We start from the raw sequence: 17536 nt of genomic DNA, 5'->3' as shown, positions 1-17536 counted from the left end.
TACGGCTTCACCCGCGCAGGCCTACGGGGCCACATGGGCAACTGGCATGGGTTGGAATGGGTATGTAAGGGCTAAAGGAAAGGCTAAGTTTGTGGTTAAGTTGAATTTCTTTTCCTGAGGGAGGATGCAGTCATGGCATCTGAGGAAGAGCTGTTCGCGTCCGTCGACGCTCTGCTGAACGAGGAGCCGCACCTGCCGCCTCCGGCGGAGCGTGCCCGGCTGCGTGAGGCCGCCGGCATCACCCAGGCCCGCCTCGCCACCGCACTGACTACCAGCGGCTGCTGAACGGGTGGGCTGCGCGAAGTATCCGGCTCCCGGTGCAGCCCCTGCTGCCGCGACGGTACCGGCGGCGTTTGCCGCCCTGGCCGCGTCCGAGGCGGAGACGCCGGGCCGGTCCCCCAGAAAGCGAGCCGGAACGCGCCAGTTCTGCCCTCCGCCGACGCGGTCAGCCCGGTTACGCCGAAGCCCTGGCGTCGCCGACGACCGGGTCGGCACGGCCCGAACCACGCCGCGAGCGGAAGCCGGCGGGCCGGCAGACGGGTGCGGGGCCGCCCGCGATCGGGCGGCCCCTTGGGTGATCGCGCGGGGGTCAGGTCCCCGGAGCGATCACACGGCGACCGTGGGTGGCCCGAGAGGGGCGGAAGAAGCCGGCGACCGCGTGCTCAGGCCCGGCTCGCCAGGTCTGTCCTTATCCAGCCGGTCGTTTCGCCGGCCAGTCCGGGGCACCGCCTGGGCGGATGAGGAAGAACAGGTGGGTCAGACGCTGGGAGAGCCGGTGAACCCGTAGTTCCGGTAGTCCTTGCCGTCGTTGTCCCAGTCGAGCCGGAGCGTGGTGTCGGCGTAGACGCGCTTGCTGGTCTTGAACTTGATCGTCGGCGTCGTCCAGGAGCCGTTCCCGGAGGAGTTGGAGTGCTCCAGCTTGTACTCGATGTCGGACGTCGCGGTCTTCACCGTGGCGCCGCTGTCGGGCCGGACGAGGACGAGGCGGAGCTGCGCGGCGTCGAACGTGGTGGTGACTCCGGAGTAGTAGGGCGGGGCGTCCCAGCTGATGGTCGCCTTGCCGTAGCCGTAGCCGCCGGAGCGCGCGGCGCAGACCTTGATCTTGAAGTCCCAGTTGTCGGCCCAGGGTCCGCTGTAGCCGGCGTCGTCGATCGACTTGCTGCTCGTCTTGCAGCTCCAGGACAGCGCAGAGGCGGGCGTGGCCATCGCGACGGTCGCGCCGAGGACGGTCACCGCCACGGCGGAGGCTGCCAGAGTCTTGCTCATACTCACGTTGATTCCGATCTGTACGTTCGTGCTGGTGAAAGGTGGTCTGTGAAGGTCAACCGGGGGGCGGGGCGCGCGCCACGTGCGCGGTCGCGGACGGCCTGCGGGGCACGGGCGGGTGCATCAGGCGAGGGAGGCCTCACTCCGGCCAGGAGGATGAGCCGACAGGCAGGTACACCGCGAGCGCGATGCGCCGCCGGGCACTGCTGATGGCCGGCGCGCGCAGTCGAGCCGGGCGGCGACCCAGGCTCGGATATGAGGTGGGCATGACAGTCTCTTGGTCGAGCGGTCGACGGCCAAGCGGTTCGGTACGGGATCGCGTCCTCCAGGGCGCGGATGCTGCGGTGGTCCTCTTCGATCGTCTGCACTGGCCGCTGCGGGCGACGTCGCAGCCTGATCGTATCAGTAACAGACACTGTGTTTGGAAAAGCTTTTGGGGTGATCTTGCGTACGCTTCCCTGCTGGAATCTACATGGCGGCGTCACTAAACTTGACACGGTGCATGTTTCTTGGCCGCGACTCAATAACGAGCAGCGGGGAAGGCCACACCAGCAGTGTGGGTAACGTCTGAAGCGTTCTGCGTCGGCGGTGGCTTCGGCGTCGGCGTCGGCATCGCCTGGGCCGGCATGGACCGCACCCTCAGGAGCGCAGACCGGGCAGCATGCCCGGCGGAGAACAGGAGGCATAAGGGTGGTGCTGCGACAACCGGTCCAGCAGCGCGGCAAGGACACAAGGGACAAAATCCTCGACGTCGCAGCGCGCCTCTTTGCAGAGAACGGCTACGGACTCACCGATGTCATGGACATCGTGAAGGCTGGGGAGGTGAGCCGGGGCGCCGTTTACCACTACTTCAAGGGCGGCAAGGAGGACGTGGCCCACGCGGTGGCCACCGAGTCGTTCGTCATGGACGACCTCCCGTCGGCCGACGGGCCTCGTCTGCAAAACGTGGTCGATGCCTCGATCATGCTCGCGGTGGCCTCACCGCGGGTGACCGTGGTCCGGGCGGCCATGCGGATCGCCCTGGAGCAGGGCCATCCGCTCTACGGTTTTCTGTGGGACACATACATTCCGCTGGTGGAGGGGTGGCTGACGGAGGCCCGCGACCGGGGCGAGCTCATGCCGGGGGTGACCCCGCACCAGGTGGCCACCGGTTGGGTCGACGGGTACACCGGCCGCGACGCTCGGTACCGACACCGGTACGACGACCTGCCGGAGGCGGTCGCCCAGCTGAACATGCTGATGGTCCGGGCGATCGCCACGCCGGAAACGATGATGCAACTGGATCTCTCCGTCGAGCGCGGGCGCCAGCTCTTCACGCACTCCCGCTGGGCCTCGCAGGCGTAGCCGATCAGCTGAGTGGGAAACGGCCGGGCCGCCGCGCAGGTGCCCCGACAGACACAGCGCCAGGCCCGCACTCCGACCCGAGCGATCAGACCACCCGGCAGCTGGACCTCCGAGGTCGCTCCGTGCTGCCGCAGCAGATCGCGACGTGGCTGCGGCCCGGCACTGATCCGTGCGAACGCAGCGGGCACCCACCGCCGGCCGCACAGCCAGAAGAAGCGTTCGCTTGCTTAGGTGACCGGATCAGTAGCGACGGGAGACGAAGGATCGGGGGCGGCGGTCACAGGGCTCCTCAAGAGGGACTGCTCGGGAAATCGCGCAGACGGTCGCGGGGCACATGATGCGACCGGTACGTGCCGGTAATGGTGGCCGCCAGGTAACCGCCGATCTAGATCCGGGGTCCAAAACAAACGCGACGCATGGTTTGATTAAACGCGCTGTAGCGCCGCTCGCTGGCCCGGCAACACCCACCAGGGTGGCCACACCATCGGTGCGGAACCACCGGATCAGGCCGCGGAGGAAGCGTGCAACGGGGGGACATCCGGCAAGGAATGCCCAGTGCCGGTGCAGGCCAGCGACCTGATGATCACTTAGCCCCGTTCTCGTGTACAGAGCAACCTGCCGCTCGGAACCCGGAGGGGCGCAAGCAGACGATCGAGGACTTCCTCGCCGAGCAGAAGCGACAACGCGACGAGTTCGACGCTCGACTTGCCGCCATCGACCAGCGCATTCAAGAAGCCGAGGCTATTGAGAACGAGAACCGACGCGACCCCGAAGTCGCTCACGCAGCGCGGATTCGGCCCGTGGGCAAGGATCTACCCTCGTCCGCAGCAGCAACGGAGTCCGTCGGCGCGTCTACCACGACGCCGACGACCCCTGCGGGCGCACCAAATTCAACGGAGGCAGACAGCAAGGCTTCGCCAGAATGCGCGAGTCGCAGGCCAAGAAGCTGGACGACGGCCTACTCACCCGCTGCCCCTCCTGCTGGAAGCCCTGGATCTGAGCGACGAAGGCCCCGACCGGGATCCGGTCGGGGCCTTCTGCTACGCCGTCAGCTACTGGGAGCGTCGGCCACTTCTACAGTCTCAGGGGGAGCTGGCCGACGCTCCATCGGAGCGAAGCAGGGCCCGCAATTCGTCGGGAGTGACGGGCCCTGGGTCACGAACGGGCTGGCCGACGTCGACAGGCCAACTGGGACGGAAGCGTTCGACGAAGTCTGTGAAGTCGGTCCGCAGATACCGAGAGTCGGACGGCTTCAGCCGGACGGCGACTGGTCCTGTCCGGGGTCGAGAATGAGCTGTCCGGCGTGCGGGCCGGCGGCGGCGTCGGCAACCGGTGTGGGCGGCTGGCCGGTTGCGCGCCCCTCGCTCCGCGCCTTGCCCCTGCTCAAGAACTTCCGGGCGTGGCGGGTGGCCTCGGGCAGGGCCTCGCACAGACCAAAGCCCAGGCCGAACGTGCCGACGCGAGCTGATCAGTGGGCACCCTCCCCGTCCTGACCTCAGCTTCCGTCAACGCCCGGTAGTAGCAGGACCCGATTCAATGACGCCACGCCAGGTCCGGTGATAGCCCTCACGAAGCGGCCCGCCGACAAGGTCGAGGATCTCCGATACTGCGTCCATCATCGGCGTCGGGTCTCCCGACTCGCACAGGTGCAGGTGCCCTTCAAGCAGGGCGGTCCCACGCTGATCGTCCGCCTCCAGAAGACGCCGTGGCAGCCACTTCCCGCCGCCGATCCAGGCGTGGTGGTAGTCGCAGAGCAGATCGGCCGCAGCATTGAGAACGAACCCGGCCACCGCAAGACGCTCGAATCGGTCACTCGTGTCGGCGAGATCGTCCAGCGCGTTCGTCAGCCCATACCTCTTCGTTTCGACTGTCTGCGGTTCCAGCGCCGGCGGACCTTCGCGGAGGTCTGCTTCGGCCAGGGCCCGGGCACGCCCGGCCTCACCATTTGTATCGACGAGGACGAGACCGGTGGCATACATGCTCTGCAGGACCGCACGACGCCCAGCAACGTCCGCAGCGAAGAGGTCCACGAGACCGGCACGGGTATGGACGAAGAACTCCACCACGCGGCCCTCGAACCGGATCGTCTCCCGGCGAGTATCGCCGCCGTCTCCGACGAGTATCGCAAGGTCCAGGTCGCTACTGGCAGTGGCTCGCCCGGCGGCCGTCGACCCGGCAAGAATCACGCTCAGCGCATCGGGGAAACGGCCATGGGCAACACGTCGCGCCTGGTCAACGTGGTTCACGTCCATAACGGTCAGTGTTCCAGACCCCTTGATCAAAGGCGACGGAATTCTCCACCCACCGGTGTGACCGCTACAAACCCGGACGGATCCGAGGCCCGCAAGACGGATCCGACCAGCCGATTTCGAGCTCCACCATCACTGCGCCTCGACGCAGATCGACCACTCCATCGCTTCCATCACGAAGCCACGCGACGATCACGTACCACACCCCCGAACGGATGAGCGACTTCAAGTCTCACTGACATTCACTGGTCCGTAGTCCACCAACCGCCATCCGAAGTCAGCAATAAATGCCTCCCGCTGACGCTTACACAGCCACGGCGCACGAGCACAGCCTGATCGGACGGACCCAACACGAGCCGCGCCAGCCGCACACACCGTGGGTCCAGCACCTAGCTCCTGTCTGGAGTTCGGATCAAGATTCGGTGGATCGTCTGCGCACCGAGGCTTGGTCTTGATAGATCGTCAGTCATGGCGCGAGGCGATCTCACCGACGAGCAGTGGGCCCTGATCGAGAGGAAGATCCTGCCCTCGGCAGAGGGCAGCCGGTTGAACATCCCACGCTCGGCTCTGGGATGCGGAAGACACGATGACAGGCTCCTTGCGTTTCTGGGCTGGTGCTCATGAAGAGCACCAGCCCGACCAATGCCGCAACCTTCACCGACATAGCGCTGACAGATCACGGTTAGCGCCGACAGACTTCCGATACCCCGCCGGAGAACTACAGAGAGGCGGCTCCGCTGCTGTCACGTGCTCCTGAGCGGCGCCGTCGCTGCCCCGGCGCGGCTGTGTATTCCCGGCCGGACGGCACTCGCCGAGGGTATGTACGTATTGCGGACCGGAGTCGCCTGGCGTGATGTCCCGGCCGAAACGGCGGGCTGCTCAGGGGTGACGGCCTGACTGTCTTCGCCAGTTCGGCCTGATCGCGTCCGTTTCCGGGTCGCCTCCGGGGCGAGAGGACTGGGCAGGTACTGGCCGGCTTCAGCGCTGGCCGCTGAGCGGGCATGCCTGTCCCGGGCACGCTGAGACCTTCTGGGGATGGGTGAGCTGCGTCCCCGCACGGCATGACCGCAATGACGACGGCGCGGACTCGGCCGGGTTGCGCGGCGGCTCGTCCCCGACTGCTCCACCCCGGATTGAGCTGGACCTTCCCTCTCTCCCTCACCTGGCATCCGGCCGTGGTTGACAATCATGGCTATCAAGGTTAGCTTCTGGCTAGTCGTATTAACTTATAGCTATTGCACTTAACAAGCAGGGAGATGTCATGGCTGAGTTCGTCTCCGTCCCGGGTGGCACCATCGCCTACGAGGCCGCTGGAGAGGGCCCGCTGGTCGTCTTGGCCCACGGCATAGGGGACAGCCGTGCGGCATACAGGTTCGTCCTGCCGCGTCTGGTGGCGGCGGGGTATCAAGTGGTGGCGGTCGACCTGCGGGGCTGTGGCGAGTCGAGCGCGCAATGGCCTTCCTACTCGCGCACCGACATCGCGGGCGATCTGCTCGCGGTGATCCGCCACATCGACAGCGGCCCGGCCGTCCTGGTCGGCCACTCGATCTCCGGCGGCGCCGCCACCATCGCGGCGGCCCAGGATTCCGCCCTGGTCAGGGGCATCATCGAGCTGGGCCCTTTCACGCGTGCGCAGTCGATCAAGCTCGGCGACTTCCGCTCGAAGAGCTACCGCAAGGGTGCCTTCCGGCTGCTCGGCGCCGCCCTGTTCGGCAGCGTGGGACTGTGGTCCCGCTATCTCGACCATGCCTACCCGGGCCGCAAGCCGGCCGACTGGGCCGACCGGCTGGCCGGCATCCGGGCGATGCTGGGCGAGCCGGGCCGGATGGGGGCGTTGAAGAAGATGGGGCAGTCGGCGCCGACCGATGCCGGCGCCCAGTTGGGCAACGTAGGGTGCCCTGCCTTGATTGTGATGGGTTCGCTGGATCCCGACTGGGTCGATCCGCGCGCCGAGGGCGAGGCGATCGTGGCCGCGATGCCGGCCGGCGTCGGAGAGCTCGCGGTAATCGAGGGTGCCGGCCACTACCCGCACGACCAGTACCCCGAGGAGACGGTGTCCCTGGTGCTGGCTTTCCTGGAAGCACATGCCCGTGCCTAGGGCAGGTCTTGATACAAAAGCCGTCGTGGCGGCGGGAGCGGCGCTCGCCGACGAGGTCGGTCTGGCGGGCCTGACCATGGGCGTGCTGGCCGACAGGCTCGGTGTACGGCCGCCGTCCCTGTACAAGCACGTCGCCTCCCTGCACGAACTACGGCACGGCATCTCCGTCCAGGCCAAGCGCGAGTTCGCCCATCAGCTGGCCCGGGAGTCCGTCGGCCGTTCCGGTCCGGACGCGGTCCGGGCGTTCGCCGACAGCTATCGCCGCTGGGCCCTGGAGCATCCCGGCCGCTACGCCGCCACCGTTCCCGCTCCGGTGGACGGTGACGAGGAGGACCGCCGCGTCAGCGAAGAGGCGTTGCAGGTTCTGCTCGACGTCCTGGCCGGTTTCGGCCTGCCCGAGGCGCGTGTGGTCGACTCCGCGCGGGCCATGCGATCAGCGCTTCACGGGTTCGTCACCCTTGAGGGCACCGACGGTTTCCAGATGCCCCGTGACGTCACGCGGAGTTTCCACTTCCTCATCGACACCCTGATCGCCGGCTTCCAGGCCGACCTTCCTGACCGCGCCTTTGAAGGATGACATGGCCGCCACCGATCCCTCCCCGTCCACTCCTCAGGCATTAAGCACCGTGAGGATCAAGGCGCAACGGCCGCCGGGGCACGACTACCTCCGAGGCGGCGTGCGCGTCGCCGCCGAAGTGACCGCTTGGGTGGGCACCCCCTGGGCCCTGTGGTCGTACTCCATCGCGCTGGCGATCGGCGCCGTCGTGCTGCTGATCGGGCTGCCCGCCGTCTTCAGCACCCCGGGCGACCGGCCCGGCGCAGATGCGCCCATCGCGGTGCCGGGCATCGTCACCATCTCGCTGGTCGTGCTCCACCTGGTGGCGGCGGCAGCGTCTGCGTGGGCGCTGTGGGGGACGTGGATCGCCGCAACGGTGACTGTCCTGTGCCTGGTCGTGCCGTTCACCGAGCTACCGCGCTGGCGAGCCCTGTTGAGCGCGACCCACGATCAAGCTGAGCGCCCAGCGCGCCAGTGACCGCGCAGACCTGCGCCCTGCGACGTTGTGGGCCCCTTCCGGGCCATCGCCCCGCAGGAAGTGTGGCACCGCTGACAGGGCGCCGCGCTTTCCGCCGACGCCAATCCCAGCGGGGGCCCCGTGGTATGGGGGCCTTCCTCATAACTGTGGGCGCCAGTTGTCATGCGGCGGTGGCCAGCGTAGTTGACAGCTGTTCGGAGGCGATCGGGCTGACCTGGCCGAGACGGGAGTGCCATTGGCGGGTGTTGTAGCGGGTTGCCCGGCGAAAGACCGCGAGGCGGGCCTCACTGGCCTCGTTCCACCGCTTGCGGCCTGGAGCGTTTCACGCTGCATGGCCGCATTCGGACTCTGCGCGGCGGCCTTGTCCGCACGTGTGCCGGCCGCGCTGGGACCGGTGCTGCGGGCCACGGCCCGGGGCGGCACCCTCGTCCAGGTCGGCAGCCTGCCCGGTACGGACGTACCCGCGGCCCTCGGCGACCTGGTGACCCGTGAGATCACCTGGATCGGCTGGTACCGCTTCGTCGAGGAGATCGACGACGCCCTGCGCGCTCCGGGACGGACTGGACGTGACCCCGCTGATCACCCACCGCTTCCCGTTGGAACGGGCCGAGGAGGCACTCGCTGGACGAGGGCGGCCCCGACCCACTCCGGTCACGGCACGAGAGCGCACCCCGTCGTTGACGACGTGCGCATTGGAGCACCCCATGCAATGTGCTCCCATGCGTGGCTGCTCAGTTGCCGGACTGCTCGGCGAGGGTGTGCGCGACGAGGGCATTGGCGTGACCGTGACCCAGCCCGTGCTCGGCCTTGAGCCAGTTCACGAGTTCCATGTGCTTGGTCAGAGGGGAGGAGCGGATCAGTTCCTTCCACTCCGCAATCGGCCGACCGTACTTCTTCTCGATGGAAGGGAAGTAGCTGGCAGGGCCCTTCACGGTGGCGGTCATGGCAGTCACCCTGTCTGTCCGTTGTGTTGCTTCGGTGTTGTCGCTGGTATGACCGAGGGTCACGGACGGATTCATCGTGCGATTAAGGTGCGCTGCGTCACACCTCTTGCTCGCCGATGTGCGGGGGCAGGTGGAAAAGCGGGAACAGCCGCTCGGTGTCCCGGAAGACATGGATGTCGGTGATCCGGTCCCCGGAGATGTCGATGACCTGAAGGGCCCAGGGCTCAAATCCCGCTCCGGTGACGCTGGGCCGGTACTGGCCAAAGGCTGGCGAGCCGTTCGCCAGGGTGGGGACCAGCCGCGATCCCCGACAGCCGACGGCGGGTCCGGTCAGCCATGCCTGAATGTCGGTGACGCCTCGCATCCACAGGGCGTATGGCGGCAGGGACATGGTGGCGTCCACGTGCAGCAGCATGCTCAGCTCCTCCATGTCGAAGCTGGAGAAGGCCGCGGCATACCGCTTCGCCAGTGCCCGCTGAACGGCGTCGGGCGACTTTGCCGCCATATCTCCGGTCGCTTCGCGGCGGGCGGTCAGTGTGGCGCGGGCGCGCTGGAGCGCGCTGTTGACCGAGGCGACGGTGCAGCCGTGCAGGTCTGCGACTTCGCGTGCCGAGAACCCCAGGACTTCCCGTAGGAGGAGGGTCGCGCGCTGCTTGGACGGCAGGTGCTGCAGTGCGGCGATGAATGCCAGGCGCACGGATTCGCCTGCTTCGGCTGCCTCTGCGGGATTGGCCGGCGTGTGGGTCAGAGCGGCCGGGCACGGTTCGATCCACAGGCTGACGTCCAGTGGAGGGCCTGGTGAGGTGGCACCGCTGTTCGGGGCCGAGAGGTCCATCGGGCGAGCCCGGCGATTTCCAGCGGCGAGTGTGTCGAGGCAGACGTTGGTGGCGATGCGGTAGATCCACGACCGTAGTGACGACCGTTCCTCGAACCGGTCGAGGCCGCGCCACGCCCTGACCATAGTCTCCTGCACGGCATCTTCCGCGTCGAAGACCGAACCCAGCATTCGGTAGCAGTAGCCGATCAACTCGGTCCGGTGCGCCTCCAGCCGAAGCGCCGCCGATTCGTGACCGAGTCCGACAGCGCCGACTTCCAGACCGTTCATCCCCGCCCCCTAGTGCGCACAGCATGCGCAGTATGCGCCCTCTGGCACCTGCCGTGACCGCGGAGCGGCGCATTCAACCCGGGCAGGATAACTTCCGCCGTGCAGGGACGGCGTCGTGGTGCTCGGCTGTTTCCGGCCGTTCAGCGAGCATCAGAGAAATGCCATGGCATGGAAAAGGCGGAGTAGGTCCAGATCTGTGGATCGATGGCCATGTGCGGGGTGTGCCCTGGGTGTCGTTGTGACCGCGTAGGGCTTTCAGGCGAGGCCTTCGAGGAAGCCCGAGAGCGCGGTGTGCAGGATCCCAGGCTGTTCCAGGTGCAGGTCGTGGCCGGTGCCGGGGATACTCATGGCTATGGTGGCGGGTCGCTGCCGAAGCATTTCGTCGGCTTCCTGGGCAGGGATGAAGCTGGATTGGGCCAGGACGACCAGGTGGGGCATGCGACCTGTATCCATTCGTGCCAGAAGGAACGCTGGGCGTTCTCCGCCAGCGAGCGGACCATCACGTCCCGGTCGAAGCGAGGCCACCATCTGCCGTCGCGTTCTTCCAGCCCGGCCGCCCAGCCTGCACCGACCGGTCCGCCGCCGAGGAATGCGGCTGCCGTTCCAGCGTGAGGGCAACGGTGTCGGCCACGAGTCGAGCCATCCGCCGATGTCCACGGGGCCGTTCGGATATGGACCGCCGGAACCGGCCTCGACGAGCACGAGCGCACGGACGAGTCCGGGATGCGCGGCGGCGGTGAGCATGGCTGTGTGTCCGCCCAGCGACTGGCCGACCAGGACGGGCCGCTGCAGCGCCAGCTGATCGACAACGGCGATGACGTCTGCGCCGTAGGCGGCGCGGGAGACGTCACGCGGGTGGCGCTCGCTGGCGCCGTGCCCGCGCTGGTCGACCGCGACGACCCGATATCTGCAGCTCAACCTCCGTGCCAGCACGTCCCATTCACCCGCGTGACCGGCCAGGCCGTGCAGCAACACGATGGGCTGCTGTCCCGGCTCGCCCCAGCCCCGGCAGGCAAGTCGCACGCGGTCTCGCACCACAACGTGTTCAGACCATGCCACGTCGGCTCCCAGGCAATCGGCTGGTCTTGATCATGCCGCAACTGTCTCAGGGGGTTCGACGAGTTGACCGCGCTCGAAGCGGGCGCCTGCTCGGACGAGGCCGACGAGGTGGGGAGCATTCACTGCTCGCCACCGTTGCTGGGCGGACTCGACAAGTTTGAAGACCATGGCCAGGGCGGCGGTGCGGGAGCCGGCGCCGCGGGTGACCTTGGTCCGCAGTCGGACGGTGGCGAAGGTCGACTCGATCGGATTCGTGGTTCGCAGATGGATCCAGTGCTCGGCCGGGCCCTCGTCGACGCGCTTGTCATTCACCCGCGGCGCCTTCACCTCGACCACGCCGGCCGCGGTGGTGACCTGCCGGGGCTGGTGATAGCCATTGCGGACCACCAGGCGGTGCCCGTAGTCGTCGCGCTCATCAGTCAACTCGGCTATGTAAGCGTTGACACACGGCCGGACTCGAGATCCCCGGCAAGCAGCCGGACAGCTGGGGAGCGCGCGGGCTTCGGCCCGGCTGGCAGATGGAGTGGCCCGCCGCGAAGGCCGGCCTCTGGCACAACCCCATCAGCTGGACCACCCGCAGCGACTTCGCGCTGTAGCTCCGCCCCGGGACAGCCGCACTTGCTTGGCGGCTTCGTCGGCTGTCCCGGGCCCACCCAACCCGTACGAGACGAGAGGGAGATCCTCATTATGGGTTCCGTCCTGCGCGTACAAGCCCAGTTAGGGCAGCGCGCACTCTTACTGACCACCGCCGCCGTGCCGTTGACCGGCTGGACTGTTCACGCCCTCGCGCTGCACCGGCGGCTCGCCGCCGCCAAGAAGGACCCGCTCCCCGGCCTCCTGCGGCGCGACGCCTACACCGCCCGGGCCCGGCAGGTCCTGCGCCGCCACCGCGACGACACGGCCGTGGTCCTCGTAGACCAGGACCACTTCAAGGACGTCAACGACACCCTGAGCCATGCGGCCGGGGACATGGTGCTGCGGGCGACCGCCGACCGGCTCACCGCCTGGGCAGGCCCGCGCGCTGCCATAGGCCGCCTTGGTGGTGATGAGTTCGCGATCGTGTTGGAGCCGCCCGCCGCCCGCCGCGAGGTCCGCCTCGTGCAGCTGGTGCGGATGCTGCGTACGCCGGTCACTCTGGACGACGGCCAGCTGGTGGACGTCGCCGCCTCGGTCGGCGCCGCGCCCTGAGACATCGTCGGCACCTGCGACCTGTCCGCGTTGCAGCGCGCGGCCGATGCCGCCCTCTACGACGGCAAGCTCACTCTGCGCGGCGAGCGCGGCGTCGTACACCTCGTGCGCGCGGCGCAGGGCCGCGGCCCGGGAGTCGGCGGCGCCGGTGAAGACATGCAGTCCTATGACTGATTCACAATAATGCTTGTCAACCAGTGAGCCGTAGGCTGCGGCTCATGGATTCGTTGATCACTGCCGTCCGTGAACAGGGCGAGGCTGCCCGGTTTCTCGCCTGGCCGGGCGACTTCGACCTGGACCGAGGCGACCATGTCGAGGAGGTCCACCTAGCATCGAGGGCTGCGCTCGAGGGTTTCGCCGGCGACGGCGCTGGGGGCACGTACTTCTTCTGCGGTGATGGTGGCGAGGAACGTCCCATCCTCTATGCCGACTCCGAAGGAGGTGCGGCTCTGGTTGCGATCGGCCTGCCCGAGCTTCTGCGGCTGCTGCTGGTCGCCCCTTGGTGGCGCGACTGCCAAGCGTTCACGGACGAGGAGAGTCGAGAGCTCTCGGCCGAGTACCTGGAGGACATGCCGGATCTCGTGGCTCGGAGAGACCGTGCTGCGGCGGCCCTGGGCCTCGACCTGCCGGCACAGGCAGACGTCTTGGCCCGCTTGCGGGAGGTAGCTGTTCGGATGGGAGAAAACTTCGTCCTCATCTTCACGCCGGAGGGCCACCCCTACGAGCCTCTCATCAGGAACTGAGACACACCGCGGCAGCAAGCACGCGCCGTCCCAGGCAACAGGGATCAGCCCACCGCGAGACCGCGCTGAGGTGGTAGGACGTCGAAGGTTCGCTGGTCGCGGATGAGGGCCCACAGGACGTCGAGGCGTCGACGGGCGAGGGCGAGGATCGCCTGCCTGTGGCTCTTGCTCTCGGACCGTTTTGCGGTCGTAGAAGGTCTTCGAGGTGGGACAGAAGCGAGCGGCGATTTGAGCGGAGAGATAGAAGACGCGCAGGAGCCGGCGGTGGTAGCGGTGTGGTCGGCGCATGTTGCCGCTGATCCGGCCTGAGTCCCGTGGGACTGGTGCGAGACCGGCGACCCCGGCGAGGCACCCCGTACTGCCGAAGGCGCCCATGTCCCCTCCGGTGCAGGCGATGAACTCCGCCCCCAGCAACGGGCCCATTCCCGGCATGCTGACGATCACTTCCGCGTCGCGATGCTCACGGAAGCGGGCAGCGATCTTCAGGTCGATGTCGGCGATCTCCTCGTCCAGCACCAGTACGGCTTTGGCCAGGGTTGGACCACAGCTGCGGCCGTGCTCTCCCCGGCGACAGCGGTGTGCTGGGCCTGCGCCGCGGCGACGGCGGTGTCGGCCAGGGCCTGGGTGCCTCGCACTTTACGGTTCTTCAACCAGCTCGCCAGTCGGCTCGCACCGATCCGGCGCAGGGCAGCCGGTGTCTGATAGCCAGTCAGCAGCACGAGAGCGCCCTTGGATGCGGCGTAGTCGAACGCCCGCTCCAGAGCGGGGAAGTACTCCAGCAGGTGGGCCCGCAGTCGGTTGATGGCTCGCGTGCGGTCGGCCGCGAGGTCGTCAGCTTCGGCCTGGTCACCGTCCCCATCCACGTCCAGTCCGCCACCGAGAACCACTCGATCCAGTTCCACCAGTACCACCTTCAGGACATGGGCCGGATCCGCACCCGCAGGGTCTGCGAGCTCGAGGACCGCGAGGTGTCGAACACCGAGATCGGCAAGGGCTACGAGTACGCCAAGGACCAGGTCGTCGCCGTCAGCGACGAGGAACTGCGCGACCTGCCGCTGCCGACCGCGAAGGCGATCGAGATCGACGCATTCGTCGCGGCCGACGACATCGACCCGATCCGGATCGGCGAGGGCTACTACCTCTCCCCCGACGGCCAGGTCGCGGCCAAGCCCTACAAGCTGCTCCGCGAGGCGCTGGCCCGCTCGTCGAAGGTGGCCATCGCCAAATACGCATGGTCCGGGCGGGACCGGCTCGGCATGCTCCGGGCCCGCGGCGACGCCATCGTCCTGCACGCCATGCACTGGCCCGACGAAATCCGCGACCCCACCGAGCTCCTCCCGGAGCCCGTGGACGTGTCCGAGGAGGAGATCAAGGGCGCGCTCGCCCTGATGGAGTCCATGTCCCGCGACGACCTCGAAGGCGACGACCTCAAGGACACCTACACCGAGGCCATGGAAAAGATCATCGAAGCCAAGCTGGAGGAGGGCCATGCTCGCCAGACCGGAGGCCGCGGCCCTGCGCCCCAGCCACCCGGTAGCGGACAGCGCCACGGCGGCGCCCCACCACAACTTGGTGTGCTCGGCTGTCTCCTCCACGGCCGGCCGGACGCGCCGTACGCAGCCCGACCGCCATGACGCTGCCCACCGCGTCAACCGGTGATCACCCTCACGAAGATCCGACAGCACTCTCACGACCTAACAATTCCCGGTCCGAAAGGCAGCCACCTCGACATTCCGGCAGTATCTCGCTCGAGACAGGGTGGCAAGATCACCGGTCATCCCGCCCGGCTGCTCGGGGTTTCGCAGCCGGTGGCGGCGAACGGGAGCGGTTAGGGCAGCGGCGTTCCGCCGGTAGCGTTCAAGATCTCCGCCGTGATGAAGCTCGCGCGGTCGGACGCGAGGAACACGTAGGCAGGTGCCATCTCCGCGGGCTGCGCCGGCCGTCCCAAAGGTGCTTGCTTACCGAACTCCTTGGTGTCCGGCATCGTTGCAGGGATCAACGGGGTCCACACAGGGCCGGGAGCCACGGCGTTGACCCGGATGCCGTCGGACGCCACCATCTGGGCCAGCCCCTGGGTGAAGGTGACAATCGCACCCTTGGTGGTGGCGTAGTCGAGGAGATGAGGACTGGGCTTGTACGCCTGCACGGAGGTGGTGTTGATGATCGATCCACCTGCTGGGATGTGGGGCAGGGCCTTCTTGCACAGCCAGAACATGCCGTAGAGGTTGGTGCGGATGACCCGGTCGAACTGTTCCGTGGTGATCGCCTGGATGCCATCAGGCTGTGACATCTGGTAGGCGGCGTTGTTCACGAGGACGTCAATACGTCCGAACTCTGCGACGGCATGCTCGATCAGCTGGTCGCACTGCGCTTCCTCACGGATGTCGCACGGCACCGCGATCGCCTTGCTGCCTGCCTCTTCGACGAGCCGCGTGGTCTCGTGTGCGTCCTCGTTTTCCTGTGGCAGGTGGGTGAACAGGACGTCGGCGCCTTCGCGGGCGAAAGCCAGGCATACAGCGCGGCCGATGCCCGAGTCGCCGCCCGTGACGATGGCGGTGCGCCCGTCGAGCAGACCGCTGCCTTTGTATGTCTCTTCGCCGTGATCGGGAGGAGGGTCCATCGGGCCGGTCCAGCCGGGATGCTCCTGGTCCTGCTGCGGAAAGTCGGGCTGGGGGTGCTTGTCGGTGGGGTGCTCACTCATCGCAGGCCTCTCGTCCATGTGTGCAGGCGCCTGGTGCCTATGCCTGGCCGCGCTGGGTTCGTGGCGGGCGCGGGGATCCCTAGTGGCTGGCCATAGTCCGCTTCGTGGAGGGCTCGAGATCCGCTGGTGCGGTTCGGTGCGCGGCGGCTGTGTCACGGGCTACTACTGATCGGCGTCCCCGGGAAAGGGGTTGCGGCTCGGAGCTGGATGGCCAGACCGCAGTGCTGTCGAGACAGGTGTGGGCGAACTGCAATGCCTCGGAGATTTCGCGGGTCCCGGTGGAGACACACAGGGTGTACGCGAGGTCGCGCAGTCGGGCACTCGATTGGTGGGCCGCGGCGACGCTCTCGTCGGCCGCGAGGGCTTCATAGTCCTTGACGAGGCGGCGCAGTGTCGCGGGAAGGGGCATCAGCATCGGACGGTCTCCTCAGGCCGGGCGGCAGCAGGGATCATGCGAGAGGACCGGAGTCGGCCAGGGCGTCATTGCGGACACTGGCGCAGCTGGTGCTGATGAGCCGGGAGACGTGCATCTGGGAGAGGCCGAGCCGGTCGGCGATGCTGCTCTGTGTCATGTCCTGGAAGAAGCGCATGTAGAGGATGGCCCTCTCCCGTTCCGGCAGCCGGCGCAGTCCCCTTTTCACCGCCTCGCGGTCCACCACCGTGTCGTAGGAAGTGTCCGTGACACTGAGTAAGTTCCCGAGGCTGGCTCCGCCGCCGTCCGCGGTGAGTTCGGCGTCCAGGGAAATGGCACTGAAGCTCTCCAGCGCCTCCATGCCTGCTTTGACCTCCCTCTCCGTGAAGCCGGTGTGGGAGGCTAGAGCGGCGAGAGTGGGTTCGGGGCTGCCGGGGTGCTGCATGAGTTCGCGGCGGGCCTGCCGGACCTGGTTGCGCAGTTCCTGTACCCGGCGTGGCACGCGGACGGCCCACGTCAGGTCGCGGAAATGCCGCTTCACTTCGCCCGTGATGGTCGGTACCGCGTAGCTCTCGAAGGCTCCGACGGCGGGGTCGAACCGGTCGACGGCCTTGACCAGGCCCACTGCGGCCACTTGGCGCAGGTCTTCGATGGACTCTCCGCGATCCCGGAAGCGGCTGGCGATCCTGTGCGCCATCGGCAGCCAGGCCGCGACCAACTCTTCGCGGACGGCATTGCGCTCGGGGCCATCTTCCAGCTGAGACAGTCGCGCGAACAGGTGGGTGGTGTCGGGGCTGTCGTCGTGCCTGTGCTGCGCCTGCGGGGCACTGGGAGTGTCAGGCGTGTGGTGGCTTGTCGACGTGCTGGTCAGCATGGGGAATCGCTCCTGAGCTGATTCTTCAGGCCCAGCCGGTGCGTGGTGTCCAGCCGAGGCGAGACGTTGGTCAAGGAAGCCACAGCGGTCAGAGCGTCCGGCAACTGGAGGAAGTCGGCAACCCAGGAACCCGCGGGCTGTGCCTCCAGTCCGAAGCACGAACTCCCGTCTGCCCCTCAGTGCCAGTACGAAACACTCCACCCGCGGTCCCCAGACGCAGCCGGGCCCCGCGACACTGCCGGTCAGGAACGCCGGGATCAGGCCGCCTGAGGTGGCGAATAACGGTGGGCGGTGGTTCACTCCGGCGTGGGTCCGTCGTCGTGCGGGCCAGCGCGGCGAGCAACCTGCGTTATCGACCTGCAAGTCTCGCTAATCCCGGTCGGCTTGCCGGTCCGTGCCGCGATCTGGTGACCGCCTGGCCACAGACCTAGGCGCTGTTTCTCGGATCTCCTGACGCGGGTGGGGTGTTGGGGTCAGGCTGACTGTATGGGTCGCGGGGATCTGACGAACGCGGAGTGG

Annotated in this window: 16 protein-coding genes and 5 pseudogenes; 10 read left to right on the top strand and 11 right to left on the bottom strand. The window is 67.6% G+C overall.

Translation table 11 applies throughout. The features are described 5' to 3' along the window. Window positions 1-132 precede the first annotated feature (132 nt). On the top strand, window positions 133-285 hold the full coding sequence (locus tag ACFVYS_RS33390; protein ID WP_389508196.1) for a hypothetical protein: 153 nt from the start codon (window positions 133-135) through the stop codon (window positions 283-285). 471 nt (window positions 286-756) lie between these two features. On the opposite strand, the gene ACFVYS_RS33385 is transcribed toward ACFVYS_RS33390, so the two are convergent. After that, window positions 757-1266: a hypothetical protein gene (locus ACFVYS_RS33385; protein ID WP_389508194.1), complete on the bottom strand. Its 510-nt coding sequence runs from the start codon at window positions 1264-1266 to the stop codon at window positions 757-759. A 693-nt stretch (window positions 1267-1959) separates the two neighbouring features. Here ACFVYS_RS33385 and ACFVYS_RS33380 point away from each other — a divergent pair. Next, window positions 1960-2610: a TetR family transcriptional regulator gene (locus ACFVYS_RS33380; RefSeq protein WP_389508192.1), complete on the top strand. Its 651-nt coding sequence runs from the start codon at window positions 1960-1962 to the stop codon at window positions 2608-2610. Between the two features lie 1505 nt (window positions 2611-4115). Here ACFVYS_RS33380 and ACFVYS_RS33375 read toward each other — a convergent pair. Further along, the gene (locus ACFVYS_RS33375) at window positions 4116-4862 is read right to left on the bottom strand and encodes a nucleotidyltransferase domain-containing protein (RefSeq protein ID WP_389508190.1); all 747 of its coding nucleotides are present in this window, start codon (window positions 4860-4862) and stop codon (window positions 4116-4118) included. 716 nt (window positions 4863-5578) lie between these two features. Between ACFVYS_RS33375 and ACFVYS_RS33370 the strand changes: the two are divergent. The 4 genes and pseudogenes from ACFVYS_RS33370 to ACFVYS_RS33355 all read left to right on the top strand — a co-directional run. After that, window positions 5579-5753, top strand: a pseudogene (locus ACFVYS_RS33370) (IS5/IS1182 family transposase); the annotation flags it as partial. A 367-nt stretch (window positions 5754-6120) separates the two neighbouring features. Continuing rightward, entirely contained in the window at window positions 6121-6957 is an 837-nt protein-coding gene (locus tag ACFVYS_RS33365) for an alpha/beta fold hydrolase (protein ID WP_389508188.1), read from the top strand. Between the two features lie 25 nt (window positions 6958-6982). Further along, complete coding sequence (locus ACFVYS_RS33360; protein WP_389508186.1) at window positions 6983-7534, top strand: WHG domain-containing protein; 552 nt, start codon at window positions 6983-6985, stop codon at window positions 7532-7534. 1 nt (window position 7535) lies between these two features. Beyond that, window positions 7536-7991 (top strand): hypothetical protein, encoded by a 456-nt coding sequence (locus ACFVYS_RS33355; RefSeq protein ID WP_389508184.1) that lies wholly within the window; start codon window positions 7536-7538, stop codon window positions 7989-7991. 160 nt (window positions 7992-8151) lie between these two features. On the opposite strand, the pseudogene ACFVYS_RS33350 reads toward ACFVYS_RS33355, so the two are convergent. The 5 genes and pseudogenes from ACFVYS_RS33350 to ACFVYS_RS33330 all read right to left on the bottom strand — a co-directional run. Continuing rightward, a pseudogene (locus ACFVYS_RS33350) lies at window positions 8152-8399 on the bottom strand (IS3 family transposase); the annotation flags it as partial. Between the two features lie 323 nt (window positions 8400-8722). After that, on the bottom strand, window positions 8723-8935 hold the full coding sequence (locus tag ACFVYS_RS33345) for a DUF4287 domain-containing protein (protein WP_389508182.1): 213 nt from the start codon (window positions 8933-8935) through the stop codon (window positions 8723-8725). Window positions 8936-9032: 97 nt separating this feature from the next. Continuing rightward, the gene (locus tag ACFVYS_RS33340) at window positions 9033-10040 is read right to left on the bottom strand and encodes a sigma-70 family RNA polymerase sigma factor (protein WP_389508180.1); all 1008 of its coding nucleotides are present in this window, start codon (window positions 10038-10040) and stop codon (window positions 9033-9035) included. Window positions 10041-10295: 255 nt separating this feature from the next. Then, on the bottom strand, window positions 10296-11099 hold the full coding sequence (locus tag ACFVYS_RS33335) for an alpha/beta fold hydrolase (protein ID WP_389508178.1): 804 nt from the start codon (window positions 11097-11099) through the stop codon (window positions 10296-10298). A 30-nt stretch (window positions 11100-11129) separates the two neighbouring features. Further along, window positions 11130-11384: pseudogene (locus ACFVYS_RS33330) on the bottom strand (IS256 family transposase); the annotation flags it as partial. A gap of 468 nt (window positions 11385-11852) precedes the next feature. Between ACFVYS_RS33330 and ACFVYS_RS33325 the strand changes: the two are divergent. Genes ACFVYS_RS33325 through ACFVYS_RS33315 form a run of 3 tightly spaced genes read left to right on the top strand, consistent with a single transcriptional unit; the run spans window position 11853 to window position 13030 of the window. Continuing rightward, complete coding sequence (locus ACFVYS_RS33325; protein WP_389508177.1) at window positions 11853-12287, top strand: GGDEF domain-containing protein; 435 nt, start codon at window positions 11853-11855, stop codon at window positions 12285-12287. Between the two features lie 30 nt (window positions 12288-12317). Further along, the gene (locus ACFVYS_RS33320; RefSeq protein ID WP_389508175.1) at window positions 12318-12461 is read left to right on the top strand and encodes a hypothetical protein; all 144 of its coding nucleotides are present in this window, start codon (window positions 12318-12320) and stop codon (window positions 12459-12461) included. Window positions 12462-12505: 44 nt separating this feature from the next. Next, window positions 12506-13030: a hypothetical protein gene (locus ACFVYS_RS33315; RefSeq protein WP_389508174.1), complete on the top strand. Its 525-nt coding sequence runs from the start codon at window positions 12506-12508 to the stop codon at window positions 13028-13030. Window positions 13031-13074: 44 nt separating this feature from the next. Here the strand turns inward: ACFVYS_RS33315 and ACFVYS_RS33310 are convergent. After that, a pseudogene (locus ACFVYS_RS33310) lies at window positions 13075-13860 on the bottom strand (transposase); the annotation flags it as partial. On the opposite strand from ACFVYS_RS33310, the pseudogene ACFVYS_RS33305 reads away from it, so the two are divergent. After that, window positions 13813-14574, top strand: a pseudogene (locus tag ACFVYS_RS33305) (Ku protein); the annotation flags it as partial. The pseudogenes ACFVYS_RS33310 and ACFVYS_RS33305 sit on opposite strands and share 48 nt — an antisense overlap. A 284-nt stretch (window positions 14575-14858) precedes the next feature. Here the strand turns inward: ACFVYS_RS33305 and ACFVYS_RS33300 are convergent. The 3 genes from ACFVYS_RS33300 to ACFVYS_RS33290 all read right to left on the bottom strand — a co-directional run bounded on the left by ACFVYS_RS33300 (window position 14859) and on the right by ACFVYS_RS33290 (window position 17017). After that, window positions 14859-15731 carry an SDR family oxidoreductase gene (locus tag ACFVYS_RS33300; RefSeq protein ID WP_389508172.1) on the bottom strand — a complete coding sequence of 291 codons (873 nt, stop codon included), beginning with the start codon at window positions 15729-15731 and terminating at the stop codon, window positions 14859-14861. 79 nt (window positions 15732-15810) lie between these two features. After that, entirely contained in the window at window positions 15811-16140 is a 330-nt protein-coding gene (locus tag ACFVYS_RS33295) for a DUF5133 domain-containing protein (RefSeq protein WP_389508281.1), read from the bottom strand. A 40-nt stretch (window positions 16141-16180) separates the two neighbouring features. Next, window positions 16181-17017, bottom strand: a complete 837-nt coding sequence (locus ACFVYS_RS33290; protein WP_389508170.1) for a SigB/SigF/SigG family RNA polymerase sigma factor — start codon at window positions 17015-17017, stop codon at window positions 16181-16183. Between the last annotated feature and the right edge of the window lie 519 nt (window positions 17018-17536).

Origin of the sequence: Streptomyces sp. NPDC058295, assembly GCF_042880655.1 — a bacterium.
In the GTDB taxonomy this organism is placed as follows: Bacteria; Actinomycetota; Actinomycetes; order Streptomycetales; family Streptomycetaceae; genus Streptomyces; species Streptomyces coriariae.
The sequence above is the reverse complement of the archived record's forward strand: the minus strand, read 5'-3'. Positions and strand labels throughout refer to the sequence as shown.

Excerpts from the sequence above, each read along its gene's own strand:
- ACFVYS_RS33345 (WP_389508182.1), bottom strand. The coding sequence starts at position 8,935 with ATGACCGCCACCGTGAAGGGCCCTGCCAGCTACTTCCCTTCCATCGAG.
- ACFVYS_RS33300 (WP_389508172.1), bottom strand. The coding sequence starts at position 15,731 with ATGAGTGAGCACCCCACCGACAAGCACCCCCAGCCCGACTTTCCGCAG.
- ACFVYS_RS33385 (WP_389508194.1), bottom strand. The coding sequence starts at position 1,266 with ATGAGCAAGACTCTGGCAGCCTCCGCCGTGGCGGTGACCGTCCTCGGC.
- ACFVYS_RS33375 (WP_389508190.1), bottom strand. The coding sequence starts at position 4,862 with ATGGACGTGAACCACGTTGACCAGGCGCGACGTGTTGCCCATGGCCGT.
- ACFVYS_RS33315 (WP_389508174.1), top strand. The coding sequence starts at position 12,506 with ATGGATTCGTTGATCACTGCCGTCCGTGAACAGGGCGAGGCTGCCCGG.
- ACFVYS_RS33355 (WP_389508184.1), top strand. The coding sequence starts at position 7,536 with ATGGCCGCCACCGATCCCTCCCCGTCCACTCCTCAGGCATTAAGCACC.
- ACFVYS_RS33290 (WP_389508170.1), bottom strand. The coding sequence starts at position 17,017 with ATGCTGACCAGCACGTCGACAAGCCACCACACGCCTGACACTCCCAGT.
- ACFVYS_RS33340 (WP_389508180.1), bottom strand. The coding sequence starts at position 10,040 with ATGAACGGTCTGGAAGTCGGCGCTGTCGGACTCGGTCACGAATCGGCG.
- ACFVYS_RS33295 (WP_389508281.1), bottom strand. The coding sequence starts at position 16,140 with ATGCCCCTTCCCGCGACACTGCGCCGCCTCGTCAAGGACTATGAAGCC.
- ACFVYS_RS33365 (WP_389508188.1), top strand. The coding sequence starts at position 6,121 with ATGGCTGAGTTCGTCTCCGTCCCGGGTGGCACCATCGCCTACGAGGCC.
- ACFVYS_RS33390 (WP_389508196.1), top strand. The coding sequence starts at position 133 with ATGGCATCTGAGGAAGAGCTGTTCGCGTCCGTCGACGCTCTGCTGAAC.